At 72.2% G+C, this 13,780-nt stretch carries 8 protein-coding genes; 2 read left to right on the plus strand and 6 right to left on the minus strand.

Going from position 1 to position 13,780, the window contains the following annotated elements:
- Positions 1-30 precede the first annotated feature (30 nt).
- The 4 genes from WG209_RS09805 to WG209_RS09820 form a co-directional block, all read right to left on the minus strand.
- Positions 31-1,263, minus strand: coding sequence for an FtsX-like permease family protein (locus WG209_RS09805; protein ID WP_337174851.1), 1,233 nt, complete (start codon positions 1,261-1,263; stop codon positions 31-33).
- Positions 1,264-1,273: 10 nt separating this feature from the next.
- Positions 1,274-2,308 (minus strand): HlyD family efflux transporter periplasmic adaptor subunit, encoded by a 1,035-nt coding sequence (locus WG209_RS09810; protein WP_337174852.1) that lies wholly within the window; start codon positions 2,306-2,308, stop codon positions 1,274-1,276.
- Positions 2,309-2,515: 207 nt separating this feature from the next.
- Positions 2,516-3,298, minus strand: coding sequence for a gamma-glutamyl-gamma-aminobutyrate hydrolase family protein (locus tag WG209_RS09815; RefSeq protein WP_337174853.1), 783 nt, complete (start codon positions 3,296-3,298; stop codon positions 2,516-2,518).
- Positions 3,299-3,727: 429 nt separating this feature from the next.
- The gene (locus WG209_RS09820) at positions 3,728-4,609 is read right to left on the minus strand and encodes a dienelactone hydrolase family protein (protein ID WP_337174854.1); all 882 of its coding nucleotides are present in this window, start codon (positions 4,607-4,609) and stop codon (positions 3,728-3,730) included.
- A 151-nt stretch (positions 4,610-4,760) separates the two neighbouring features.
- Between WG209_RS09820 and WG209_RS09825 the strand changes: the two genes are divergently transcribed.
- The gene (locus WG209_RS09825; RefSeq protein ID WP_337174855.1) at positions 4,761-7,223 is read left to right on the plus strand and encodes a hypothetical protein; all 2,463 of its coding nucleotides are present in this window, start codon (positions 4,761-4,763) and stop codon (positions 7,221-7,223) included.
- A 128-nt stretch (positions 7,224-7,351) separates the two neighbouring features.
- A complete protein-coding gene (locus WG209_RS09830) occupies positions 7,352-9,748 on the plus strand; it encodes a hypothetical protein (protein WP_337174856.1) in 2,397 nt (798 codons plus the stop codon).
- A 93-nt stretch (positions 9,749-9,841) separates the two neighbouring features.
- On the opposite strand, the gene WG209_RS09835 is transcribed toward WG209_RS09830, so the two are convergent.
- Positions 9,842-10,636 (minus strand): DUF1080 domain-containing protein, encoded by a 795-nt coding sequence (locus WG209_RS09835; RefSeq protein WP_337174857.1) that lies wholly within the window; start codon positions 10,634-10,636, stop codon positions 9,842-9,844.
- A gap of 37 nt (positions 10,637-10,673) precedes the next feature.
- Positions 10,674-13,556 carry a PVC-type heme-binding CxxCH protein gene (locus tag WG209_RS09840; protein WP_337174858.1) on the minus strand — a complete coding sequence of 961 codons (2,883 nt, stop codon included), beginning with the start codon at positions 13,554-13,556 and terminating at the stop codon, positions 10,674-10,676.
- Positions 13,557-13,780 lie beyond the last annotated feature (224 nt).

Below are 13,780 nucleotides of genomic sequence, written 5' to 3' on the forward strand. Positions count from 1 at the left end.
CGAATGGGTCCGTCCGTCGGGGCCGTCGATTCAGAACAGATCCGCCGGGGCGGCCAATCGGAGCCGGTTGACCGTCAGGCCGCCGGTGACCGCGCCGACGACGATGGCCAGCGCGAAGGTCAGGGCCAGGTTGCCCCGCGTCATCACCATCGGGATGCCCGCGAGGGTCTCGGTCGCCTGGTAGACGGCCGCCGAGATCGCCACGGCGACCACGAACGAGATCAGCATGTAGAGCAGCGCCTGGAAAACGAGGATCCCCGCCAGCCGGAGGGTCGAGTAGCCCATCGCGCGGAGCGTCGCGTATTCCGGCAGGTGCTCGCGGACGTCGTTGGAGAGGACCTGGTAGACCACCACCGCCGCCACCATCATCGCCACCAGCACGCCGACCGCGAACAGCTTCCCCGTCGACGTCTGGTTGACCCAGTGGTCGACCTCGCGAGCCAGCACCTCCTCCCGCGAGGAGACCAGCACGTCGTCCGGCAGGGCCGCGCGGAGCGCGGCGACCGTCTCGTCGACCGTGCCGGGGCGCGCCTTCAGGAGCCCCAGGTTGGTCGTCTCGCGCGAGCCGTAGCCACAGATCCGCACGAAGTCGTCCGCCGAGCAGAGGACGGTCGAGTCGGCCGCGAACCCGCGCAACATCTCGAACCCGCCGACGACCTCCACGGCCGTCTCCTCCAGCTCCCAGTCGTGATATCGGTCGCGGACTTGCCAGCCGAAATCGGGGTGGGACTCGGCGTTGAGGAGGATCCGGTTCGGGACGCGCAGCCGCGCCTTGTTCGCCTCGATCGAGTCCAGGATCGGCGGCAGGAAGGGGGGGCGGTCCAGGTCGAACCCCATGACGTAGAGCTGCCGGCGCTGGAGCGGGCGGGGGGCGGCGTCGGCCCCGGCCAACCATCGGGCCAGCGCCCCCGGCCGGGGGCCGTCGTCGTCCGGCGGGTCGTCGAGCGGGTTGGGCGGGCAGCGCCACAGGGCGAACGCCGCGTACAGGGGGGCCGCCGATTCCACCGTCGCCACCCCCTCCGCCTGCCGCAGCCGCTCCAGGGGCATGAACCCCGGCGAGTAGAACTGCTCGAAGCGGGAGGAGGTCAGCAGGACGTCGAAGTCGAGCACCTCGAAGTTGTTCGCCCCGGTGATCCGCACCGCCTGGAGGAACCCAAGCTGGAGCAGGACCATCACCAGCGAGAACGCCGCGCCGGAGATCGCCGCGATCGACCGCCGTCCGCCGTGCGCCACGTTCCGCCAGGCCAGGGGAGGGTTCCGCATCCCCAGCACGTCAGGCCCCCCCGCTCGGGGCGATGACGACCTCGGCTTCCATGTTGACGAGCCTCGCGGCGAATTCCGGGTCGTCCAGGGCCACCCAGACCTTCACCACGCGGACGTCCTTCAGGGCCCGGGGGTCCATGCTCGCCGCCTGGTTGCGCCCGACGACCGAGCCGATCCGCGTCACCTTGCCGGGGACGGACCGGTCGAGGATCCTGACCGTCGCCGCGTCGCCGACCCGGACGCGCGGGACGTCCGACTGGAAGACCTCGGCCACGGCGACCATGCGGGACACGTCGCCCAGCAGCAGCAGTTGGCCGGAGCCGACCTCCCCGGCGTGGGCCATGACGTCGAGGACCTTGCCGGCGCGGGGGGCCTTCACCTCGGTCTGTTCGAGGCCGGCCTTCGCCAGGGCGATCTGGGCGTCCGGCAGCAGGAACTCGGGGTTGCCGGTCGTCCCCTTTTCGGAGCCCTCCGGGGCGGCCTCGTTCGCGTCCGGCCCCGACCCGGCGTCCAGGAGCTTGCGGTTCAGCTCGGCCTCGGCGGTCTTGGCGAGCAGCTCGACGTACTTGCCCTCGTCCTCCAGCCTCGCCTTGTCGACGGTCCCCGGGGCGAGGCTCGCCGCGGCGTCGCCGACCTTGTAGAGCGGCGTGGCGCGGTCGAGCAGCTTCCGCAGCGCGTCGGCGACCGTGGCGGCGGCCTCGGCCTTCGCCTGGCGCTGGAACTCCATCTGGCGCTTCTGGAGTTCGGCGAGGGCGAGCTGGGCCTCCGCCTGGGCGCGGCCCTCGAGGATGGCGAGGACCTGCCCGGCCTCGACGTCGTCGCCGATCGCGACGCGGATCTCGTCGATCCGCTGCCCCGGCCGCGCGCCGATGGTGATCAGCCCGGTCTCGGGCTCCAGGCGGCCGAGGGCGTGGATGCTCGCGGAGGCGGCGGCGGGAGCGGGGGCGGCGGTCTGGGCCCGCGCCTCGCCCCGGGGCGTGATCGCGGCCAGCAGCCCGACCGCGACGATCGCGGCCGGCGTCCATTTCCGAGGGTCTTGGGGCATGTCGGGCGGCTCCGCGTCGGCTCCGGGCTGGGGACTCGATCCCGCGTCGGATTCATCGAGCCCCGATCTTAGGGCCGGGACGGGCGGCGTCCAAGCCCCGACCCCGGGGAAGTTCCCGCCTGGTGCAATCCCCGCGCCGTTCGAAACGACGCGACCCCCGCGGGTAGGCGGGGGTCGCTGGGATGTCGCGTCTCGGCGCGGCGGGGCTCAGCCGACGCGGGCGAGGGCCGGGGCGGCGGCGCGGGCGGTCGTCGGGGCGACGGAGGCGCGGAAGCCGCGGGCGGCCTCGACGAACGACTCGATGAGCTGCATGTCCAGCGAGATGTGGCCCTCGTTCTCCGGGTGCCACTGCACGCCGACGACCCACCAGTTGGGGTCCTTGCCCTCGTAGGCCTCGATCAGGCCGTCCGGGGCCAGGGCGGCGATGCGGAACGGCGTGGCGAGCTTGCGCACGCCCATGTGGTGGTAGCTGCTGACGCGGACGTCGCCGGGGCCGTAGATCTCCGCCAGCCGCGTCCTGGGCCGCATGACGACCGTGTGGCGGTGCGCGCCGCCGTGGGGGTCGAAGTGGGGGATGCACTTCGGCAGGTCTTCCGGCAGGTGGACGAAGAGGCCGCCGCCGGCCACCACGTTCAGCTCCTGCATGCCCAGGCCGATGCCCAGGGTCGGGATCTTCTCCTGCTGCACGAGCTTGCAGATCAGGCGGTCGGACAGCTCTCGGCGCTCGGGCATCACGTTGACCGACGGGTGGGGGGTCAGGCCCATCTTGCGCGGGTCGAGGTCGTCCCCGCCGGTCAGGACGACGCCGTCGAGCTTGTCCAGGATCGGCAGCAGGTCGCTCTCGCGGGTGACCGGCGGGAGCATCACCGGCAGGGCGCCGGCGGTCAGGAGGATGTCGTAGTAGCCCGTGGGGGTCAGGCTGTGAGGCGCGCGGCCCTTGGCCGAAGCCCGGAGATCCATGTTGACGCCGATGAGGGGGCGGTTGTCCATGGCGGAGTCCCTTCCGTTGTTGGAGCTTGGCTGAATCCGTTCCCTCCCCGCGGTCGCGTCCATCCGACGCGCGACTCGGGGGGCTCGCAGGCGTTGCGACACTATTTCGGCGGGGCCCGGCCGGGGGGTGGCCGTGGCTCGAGGCGGAGACCGAGGGGTCTCGTGTTGGTTTCCGGAAACCCGGGGGGAAGGGGCGGGTCCGTCCTGTCTGTCGCGTCCCTTCCGTGGGCGTTGGCGTTCGAGGCGGGTGGAGTCTAGCGAGGCCTCGACCCCCATTTCAAGCGGATTATCCGCCCCAGCCCGGAAATTCCGCGCTTTCCCTCAAGACGGGAAGCGTGGTATCCGACGCGCGACGGCCGTCGCCCCCCGCGCGCGATCGGCCGGGGGCCGGGGACGCCTCGCGACGCCCCCGTTTGGGAATCCGGGGGCTCACGCCCTGGGCGCGACGCCGTTCCTGGCGAACCAGTCGAGCATCCGCCGCCAGCCGTTCTCCGCCTCCATCTTGCGGTAGCTGGGGCGATAGTCGGCGTGGAAGGCGTGGGGGGCGTCGGGGTAGACGTGGATCTCGAAGTCGGTCGTCCCCGCCTTGGCGGCCTCGCGCATCCGGTCGATCGTGGCGACGGGGATGCCGGTGTCGGCCCCGCCGTAGAGGCCCAGGACGGGCGCCTGGAGCCGGGCCGCCACGTCGATGGGGTTCTTCGGGTGCAGGTCGTCCGTCTCCCCCACGAGCCGGCCGTACCAGGCGACGCCCGCCTTGAGGCTCGGGCTGTGCGCGGAGTACAGCCAGACGATCCGCCCGCCCCAGCAGAAGCCGGTGATCGCCACCCTGGAGTCGTCCCCCTTCTCCGACTTGGCGAAGGCCACGGCCGAGTCCAGGTCGGTCATCACCTGCGCGTCGGGGACCTTGGAGACGACGTTGCCGATGATCCGGCGGAAGTCGGTCTCCTGGGAGACGTCCCCCTGGCGGAAGAACAGCTCCGGGGCGATCGCGTAGTAGCCGAGCTTGGCGAGGCGTCGGCAGACGTCCTTGATGTGCTCGTGGACGCCGAAGATCTCCTGGACGACCAGGACCACCGGGAAGGGGCCCGCGGCCTTCGGCATCGCGCGATAGGCGGGGATCTTGCCGTCGGCCGTCTCGATCTCGACCGCGCCGGCGTCCAGGCCCTCGGTGTCCGTCGTGATCGTCTGCGCCGAGACCGGGCGTACCGCCGCCGCGAAGCCCACCGCCAGCGTCGCGGCCGTGAAGCCCCGCCGCGACACGCCGCCCCCGCCCTCAAGCGCCACGCCCGCGTCCGTCCGTTCCACGCTCATGCGTCTTCTCCCCTCATAGGTTGATGGTCACGGCCGCAAGAGGACCATCCTACAAGGCGCGGGCGGGGTGAGGGGAAATTTCCGCCGCGGTCGCCGGGGGTTACAATCGGCCGCGAATCCAGGGCATCCCCGGCGATCGAGGAAATCTCCCATGACATGTACACGCCTCCCGATGCTCCTCGTCATGGCGGCGACGCTCGTCGGCATGGCGAGGGCCGACGACGGGGCCGACGGCCCGCGGAGCCGCCCGATTACCGAGGTGCTCCGACAACCCCTCCCGCCCGAGGACCTGACCTACGCGGAGCGCGACGGCCTGATCGTCGTCGCGGGGCCGACGTTCGAATACCTCGTGGACCCGACGACGGGCATGGTCGCGAGGCTCCGGGCCGCGCGGGACGGCCGGGACGTGGTCCGGCTCGACGGGCCCGCCCGGCTGGTCGTGGGGCCCTACGACACCGCCGCCCCGGGGGCCGTGGGTGAGACGACGGCGGCGTCGCGCGACGCGGGACGGATCATCCTGACCACCACCGGCGCGATGGCGTCCTCCCTAGCCGGCGACGCGCTCCCCTACAGCCTGACGAGCACGTTCTACAACGACGGCGTGGTCGTGAGCGAATTCACGCTCCGCCCGACGAGGGACGCGGCCGTCGCGGAGATCCGCCACGAGGCGAAGGCGACCGGGGCCTTCCGCCACCACCTCCACAAGACCAGGGACAGCGACGGCATGGACTCCCCCTGGGGGGCGCTGCCCGAGGCCGGCGGGTCGGCGACATTCTCCACCCTCACGTCGTGCCTGCAAGTCTTCGGCCCGAAGGCGGGGCTGGCGATCTTCACCGATCGCGGGGCCACCCGCGCGACGGAAGGCCTCGACACGGCGGCCGCGCGGGTCGAGAGGCGGGAAGGGGACGAGGCGACCGTCGCGCTGGCCCAGCACGTCGTCCACGAATGGCCTTCGCCCGACGGCTTCCGCCTCAAGGCCGGCGAGCCGTTCACGTTCCGCGTGGGCATGAGCGTCGTCCCCAACCGCCCGCCCCACCCCCGGCGCCCCGACCTGCGGATGTTCGCCTGGATCGGCGACGCCAAGAACCCGTACCCCACCGACGCCGAGATCCACGACGTCGCGCGGCTGGGCTTCACGCTCTTCCAGATGCACCGGCTCGGGACGCCCGGAGAGCCCCGCCCGCCGGCCGACGAGCTGGATCGCGTCATCAAGACGGTCCACGAGGCGGGGATGCTCTTCATCTGGACCGTCAACGCGGACCTGATGTACGCGCGAGCCCCGGGCGTCAAGGCGACGCGAGACCGGGGCGAGTGGCCGCTGTGGGAGGGATTCAATTACGGCGGCCGATACACGGACGCGATGGACGCGTATTGCGACATGCTCGCGACGTGCCTCGCATCTCCGAACGGCCTGGCCGACTACCGCGTCGCCTGCAACGAGCGGATGCTCGACCGCTACGACGTCGACGGCATGTACATCGACGACAATCTCGCCTACGCCAATTGCAAGCTCCAGGCCGAGCACGGCCACCCGGAGAAGGACTACGACTGCCTGATCGAGCTGCACGAGATGAGCTGGCGGCGTCGGCGATCGCTGCTCGCCCGACGCCCCCACGCCGTGCTGATCGACCACTGCGCCAGGGCCACCGTGCTGCCGGTCATCTGCGACTTCGACGCCCACCTCTACGGGGAAGGCTACACCTTCTCCTCGCCGGAGGACTACTGGGCCCGCTACGGCTCGCTCAGGGGCATGGACGCCCAGGGCTGCCTCTGGCCCGGCGACTCCGAGCCCGATCGCAACGCCACCGAGATCGCCTACAACTACGACCTCCTCACCGGCGGCGGCCAGTACATGTATATCGACTGGCGATTTTACCCGGACAAATTCCCGTACGCGACGGGGGTCGACAAGGATGAAATCAGGTTCGTTCGCGCCTACAACCTGGCGCAATACGGATTCGGCATGCATGAATCGAGGCCGTATTACTTCGCCGAATCCGCCGACCTGTTCGGTACGGACGCCCCCGGCTCATACGCCACGATCTACCGCAACGAGACCTGGGGCGACCACCTGGTCGTCCTGGCGAACATGAACGCCGAGGCCGTCGAGGCCACGCTGACGTTCCGGTCGCCGGAACGCCTGGGGCTGCGGCCGGGCGGCACTTACGCGGTCCTGGACGTGAACGAGGGGAAGTGCCGGCGGGTGGGCGGGGATGAGCTGCTGGAAAGGGGCATCGCCGGCGGCCGGGTCCCTGGGGGCGGGCTCAAGCTGTTCCACCTCAGGCGGGTCCACGAGGACGCCCCGCGTCATCTCTGGGGAGGCAAGCGGATTTCCGAGCGGTGGGATCCCGGGGCGAAGTCCCTGACGCTGGAACTCCAGGGGCCGCCGGGGTCGGAACGATCCGTCTTGATCGCCGCGGGCGAGGGGCCGATCGGCGAGGTCCGCGTCGACGGCGCGCCGGCGGCGTTCCAGCTGGACGCGCCCGCCCGGGTCGTCCACGGGAAGGTCCGTTTCGGCCCGGCCCCCGTCCGCGTCGAGGTCTTCGCGTCCCCCGCCGGGCGCGGGGGGCCGCCGGAAGGCCCGGTCCCGCCCGAGGACCTTCCCGCCAGGTGAGGGCGGGGGGTTGGTGAATTTCCCGGGATCGGGGCCGCTCGTGGCGAGCCGGCGCCCGGCCCCCTACCATGACCGACCGGGGCTCGGCGGACGTGCCGCCCGACGCCATCATCCTGGAGGGACCGAAGATGCGACGAATCGTGAAGGCAACCCTCGCGCTGGCCGCGACGGCCGGTCTGTCGTCGTCGGCGGCGACGGCGGGCGAGCCGGACTTCGAAGCCGCGAGGAACTGGTTCCCGCCGATGCGGAACGTCTGGACGGCCGTCGGGCTGCCGGGCCATCCGTTCCGCTTCAATCTCCTGTACGACGGGACGATCATCGCGGACCCGCACCCGCTGCCGAGCATCAACGGCGCGCCGATCAAGTCCTACCTCGACCGCTTCGCCGGCCAGGGCGCGCAGCTCTCGGTGACGACCTCGGCCGACGGCAATCTCCCGCCCGCTCGCGAGCACGCGTACCAGCTCGCCAGCCGGCCCGACGGCGGGGTGGGCATGCAGGGCTGGGACGACGATCACGCCGCGCCGCTGCTCTACACGCGGCACCCGATCAAGACGCTCTTCGGCGACACCGGCGTCGTGGTGCGACAAGAGACCTTCGCGCATACGCCCGGCGGCGGCCCGATCCGCACCGGCGCGGAGCCGATCTACCTGTGGGCTCGTTTCCGCGTCGAGCACGTCGACCCGATCGAGGCGGCGTCGTCCGCCACGATCATGGTCCACGTGGGCGACCCCGCGCAGATGCAGCGCAGCATGTGGCACCAGCAGAACCTGACGGTCCACCCGGGGCGGGCGACGTATCCCCGCCCGCTGAGACGCGACACCTACGCGATCGGCGACCTGTCCCACGCCCGGCTCGTCGAGCCCGACGGCCGCGTGCGCCTGACGGCGATGACCTCCAGCGGCTCGGCCATGCTGATCGAGCGCGCCCCCGGGAGCCGCGACTATTTCCTCCAGCTCTCGACGCCCGCGGTCGTGGGCGCCCGCGTCGACGTGCTCCTGCCGATGATCCCCGGCGACCCGGCCGAGGTCCGCGCCGAGGCCGATCTCGGCTTCGATGCCGCGCTCGCGCAGGCCGACGACTTCTGGTCGCGAAGGCCCGCGACGGCCGCCGTCGTCGACACGCCCGAGCCGCACGTCAACCGAGCCGTGAGGCGCATGGTCGAGCTGGCCCGCGTCACCTCCGAGACCAACCCGGAGAACGGCGACCGCGCCATGCTGACCGGGTCGTGGAACTACGACACCCTGTGGCCGACCCCGGCGTGCATGACCTCGCATATGCTGCTGGACCTGCTCGGCTGGCACGATTTCACGGCCGAGAATCTGGAGATCTTCCGGACGTACCAGGGCGAGACCAAGCCCCCCGGGGCGACCTACGAGCGCCACCCGGGATACTTCGGCGCCCCCAGGCAGCTCAGCTCGGTCGACTGGCTGACCGACCACGGGTCGGTCCTCCACTCCGCCGCCCTGCACGCCCTGCTGACCGACGACGCGGCGTTCGCCGGGCGCTGGGCCGAGCCGATCGTGAAGGCCTGCGCCTTCCTGAAAGAGGCCCGCGCCCGCGAGGACCACGACGGCGCGAAGGGCATCCTCCCCCCCGCCGTGGCGACGGACTCCGAGGTCACCGCCCAGGCAGTCTGGAACGACGCCTGGAACTACAAGGGGCTGGAGACCGCCGTACGCTTCCTGCGCCGGATCGATCACCCCGCGGCCGACGAGTACGCGGCCGAGGCGGCCGCGTACAAGGAGGCGTTCCAGGCGGCGTATCGCGAGGCCGCCGCCAGGTCCCCCGCCTGGACCGACGGCGACGGCCGCTCGCGGCTCGCGGTCCCCTCGGTGGTCACCGGGCCGGACCTGCGGACCCACCCGTTTTACCTGGACACCGGCCCGCTCGTCCTCGCCTACGCCGGCCTCCTGGACGCCGACGACCCGCTCATGAGGGACGCCCTGGCGTTCTTCCGCGAGGGCCCCAATCACGAGCTTTACGACCCTCGCGGGGACATGCACCAGCGGCCCGTCCTGATCCGCGAGATCTCGAGCTGCGAGCCCTGCTACAGCTTCAACATCCTGGCGTCGTGGCGGTCCGGCGATCGCGCCCGGTTCCTGGAAGGGATGTACGCCCTGCTGGCCGCGGGCGTGTCGCAACAGACCTTCAGCGGCTGCGAGCACCGGCACGGTATCTTCGGCCTGCCCGCGACCGGGGCGTTGATGTTCCACGCCATGCGGCTCTCCGTCATCGACGACGCGCTGGAGCCGGGGTCGCTCCACCTCCTCCGGCTCGCGCCCCTGGCGTGGGTTTCGAAGGAGCGTCGCGCGCGATTCGAGAACATGCCGACCGAGTTCGGGCCCGTCGACCTGACGTTCGGCCTCTCGGCCGACGGCGAGACGCTCGACGTGTCGTTCGCCCCGCGATGGCGTCGCGAGCCCGCGAAGGTCGTCCTGCACGTCCCCCCCGCGCCGGGCGTCGGGAAGGTCGTGATCAACGGCGTCGAGCACCCGGCCGGCGGGCCGATCGAGCTGGAGCCGTGAGGTAACGGCCATCCCGCGCGGGACGGACTCCGAGAGCCCGGACGTCGCCGCGCGGGGGGCCGAACGGGCCGGCGGGGGGCCGGCCCTCGCCGGTCACTTCAGGGACCGGATCTCGACGTTGCGGAACCACATCTCGGCGGCCTCGATCTCCAGGGCGATGCGGCCCTTCGTCAAGGGGACGGGGTTGCCGGGATTCTCCGGGTCGTCGAAGCGGACGTTGACGCCGTGGTTGACGACGCGGCCGTTGAGCAGGTGGGTGATCTCGTCCCCCTTGGCGATGATCTCGACGTCGTTCCAGCCGTCGCGCTCGTCGACCTCGGCGAGGCGGTGCTGGTACTCGATCCCCTTCTTGCCCAGCAGGCGCGGCTCGCCGCCGCGGTCGGCCGGGAGGTACGTGGGGTAGTCGGGGGACTGGGCGTCGCGGGTCTTCGGGTCGATCCAGGTGTCGACCCGCATGCCGAACAGGGTGATGATGTCGCCGACGTTCGTCTCCTCGATCTGGTACTGGAGCGAGCGCGGCCAGACGGCGTCGGGGCCGGTGATGTGGTAGTACAGGCCCGCGTCCTTCTTCAGGGCGTACCGGGGCTCGAACTTGGCGTCGCCCCAGCGGTACTGGAGCCGCAGGTGGTAGTCGCCATACTCTTTCTCCGTGCCGATGTAGCCCATCACGACCTTCGAGCCGTCGGCGAACCCCTTGTAGAGGTGGATCTCGCCGTTCTCGATGGTGATGATCTTGTCCGGGTCGGAGTCCTTGCCGTGCTCCTGCAGGAAGGTGTACCAGCCGGTTAGGTCCTTGCCGTTGAACAGGGGCGTCCAGTCGCCCGAGGTGTCGGGGGGGGCGAGCGCCAGGCTCGCGGCCAGCGCCAGGCAGGGGATCGAGAGGAGCATCGGGGGACCTTTCGGTTCGGGGTTCGTGGAGGGTCGCTCAGGGCTGCTTGAGGAACGAGATGAGGTCGGCCAGCCCTTGCTCGCCGAGGACGTCCTCGAAGCCCTCGGGCATGAGGGACCGGCCGGTGCTCCGGACGGCCTCGACCTCGGAGCGGAGGACGGACAGCTCGACCCCCTCGGCCGCCTTGAGCTTCAGGCTGGCGGCGGTCTCCTCGGCCAGCAGGCCGGAGAACGTCCGGCCGTCGGCGGTGACGACGTTGAAGGCGACGTAGTCGGGCGAGACGTCGGCGTTGGGGTCGAGCACGTCGACCAGCAGGGCCGACGGCGGGCGGCTGGCGACGCCGGAGATGTCCGGGCCGACGTTGAAGCCCTCGCCGCGGTGGGCGTGGCAGGTCTGGCAGTTCTGCGAGAACAGCTCGCGGCCCCGCCCCGGGTCGCCCACCAGGCCGAGCGCCGGCTGGAACTTCGCGACGACCTCCGCGCGATTCGGCGGGGTCCGCGAGGCCAGCAGGGCCGACGCCCGGCGCGCGACGTCCTCGTCGGGCGAGGTTCGCAGGGCCTCGCGCTCGGCCGGGGTCAGCTCGGCCGGCGCGACGGCGTCCTCTTCCAGGGCCTCGACGAGGCGGGCGGCGAGCGGCGCCGAGCGGACCAGCGCCGAGACCACCGCGCGGCGGGTGCCGGTCGGCGTCGATTCCCACGATTCCAGGACGCGATCGGCCAGCTCGACGGTCCGGACCTCGGCGACGGCCTGGGCGGCGGCCGCCCGCACGGCGTCGGGCTGGGCGGCGGAGAGCAGGGGGGGGATGCGCGTCGCCGCGTCGTCCGGGCGGAACCGCGAGAGCAGCGTCAACGCGCGGGCCCGGTCGTCGGGGCCCGCCTCGGCCGCGTCGACGGTCGTCCCGGCGCGGTCCAGCAGCGCGGCGATCCCCTCGAAGCCCTCGCGCCTCGCCAGGTCTCGCGGGGCGCGGCCGGCGCGGGCCAGGCCGTCGGAGAGCCCCAGGAGCAGGGCGACCCGGCCGCCGACGCCCGCTTCGCCGTCGGAGGGGGCGATGCGGGCGGCCAGGGCGCGCAGCTCGTCGTCCTGGGCCCTCGCGCCGAGGATCGCGGCCGTGGAGGCGAGGAGGCGGGCCTGGCCGGGGCTCGGCGAGGCGAGCCAGTCGGGATCGGTCTCCAGGAGCGACGCCAGGAACGGCGGGGCCGTCTCGCGGAGGCCGCTGAGGACGGCCAGCCGCGACCATTCGTCCTCGGCGTCCCGGGCCGCGATCCGCGCCAGGGCGTCCACGGCCTCGGGCTCGTCGCGGTCGCCGAGCGCGATGGCGGCCTGGAAGCGGACGCGGGCCTCGTCGTCGTCGGCCAGCGCCTCGACGGCCTCCAGGACCCCGGCGCGGCCGACGGCGAGCCGGGCCGCGGCCTCGCGGACGTCGGCGTCGGGGTCTTCCAGGAGGGCCTCGACGATCGGATCTTGCAGGGCGCCCAGGCCGTCGAGCGTCCAGGCGGCGTGGAGGCGGCCCAGGGGCGAGTCGGACGCGCGGGCCATCGTCTCCAGGTCCGGAGCGGCGGCCAGGTCGCGGCGCGTCACCAGCAGGCGCTGGGCCGTGTCGCGACGCCAGCCGTTGGGGTGCTCCAGCTCGGCGATCAGGTCGGCCGTCGAGGCCCGGCCGAGCTTCGGCGCCGGCGTGGGCTTCGCGCCTTCCCGCGACACCCGCCAGAGGCGGCCGCGGTTGTTCCACCGCCGGAAGTCGGTCTCCTCGCGCAGCGCCGGGGGCACGAAGTCCGGGTGCTCGACGACCTCGCGGTACATGTCCACGACGTAGAGCGCGCCGTCGGGCCCGGTGGCGAGGTTGACGGGGCGGAAGAACGGGTCGGTGGCGGCGATGAACTCGCGCTCGGCCTCGTTCGGGGCGCGGCCGGCGTGGAACGTGGGGCCGCGATGCTCCAGCACCCGGCGCTGGACGATGTTCATCAGCGCCTCGCAGAACAGGGCGTCCCCCAGGTACTCGGGGCCGAGTTGATCGCCGCGGTAGACGGTCGCGCCGCTGCTGGCGTTGTAGTAGAAGGTGGACTCGCGGTTGTAGGTGACCGGCGGGGGGCTGATCGGGTAGACCCGGCCGCCGTCGGCGGGGTCGATGATCGCCGCGACGGTGGCCGACTCGGCGAGGAACGGGTTGCGCGCGAGCGTCCGCTCCTCCAGGACGGCGTGGCGGATCGGGATGGTGTTCCAGGTGGGGAACCGGCGGCCCCAGTCGTCGCGGGGGAGGCCGAACTGGCTGAAGCCGGAGACGGTCTCGATCGGGCCGGAGTCGGGCTTGAAGCGGAAGTCGTGGAAGCGGAGCGGGACGGCGGCGTCGTCGGGCTCGCCGGGTCGGCGGATCACGCCGTCGCTGCGGCCGTTGGCCCCGTAGATCCAGTTGTCCGCGCCCCAGTTCAGCCCGTTGACGCGGAGCTGGGTGTTCCCCTCGGCGAAGCCCGTGAGGACGACGCGGCGGACGTCGGCCTTGCCGTCGCCGTCGGTGTCCTTGAGGAAGAGGATGTCCGGGGCGGCCGTGACCAGGACGCCGCCGTCATAAGGCATGACGCCGTTGGGGAAGTTCAGGCCGTCGGCGAAGACGGTGACGCGCTCGTGGCGGCCGTCGCCGTCTCGGTCCTCCAGCAGCTTGATCTTCCCCGAGCCGGGGCCGAGGGGGTAGTCGAGCATCTCCGCGACGTAGAGCCGCCCGTCCTCGTCCCACGCGACCGCCACGGGGCTCTGGATGTCGGGCTCGGCGGCGACCAGCTCGATCGTCAGCCCCGGGTCGGAGAGGCGGATCGTCGCCCGCGATTCCTCGGGGGAGAGCGGCCGGGCCGGCGGGTCGTCGGCCGCGACCGCGACGAGCGCCGCAGCGGCGATCAGGATGCGCGGGAGGTTCCGGCGTGTCGTCATGGGGTGTGATCCTGTCGGGGCGGGGGGGTCGAGCGGCGGGACGGCGGATGTGTCCCTCGCGTCGCGACGTTCCGCCGAAAGCACCGGGGGCGATGACGAATATCCTTCTCCCCTCGTGGGAGAAGGTGGCCGAAGGCCGGATGCGGGGGAAAGTCCATCGGCCTTCGGTCGCGCCCCCTCATCCGCCCCTCCGGGGCACCTTCTCCCACGAGGGGAGAAGGGGG

The sequence above is a fragment of the Paludisphaera sp. genome, from assembly GCF_037189885.1.
Lineage (GTDB): Bacteria > Planctomycetota > Planctomycetia > Isosphaerales > Isosphaeraceae > Paludisphaera.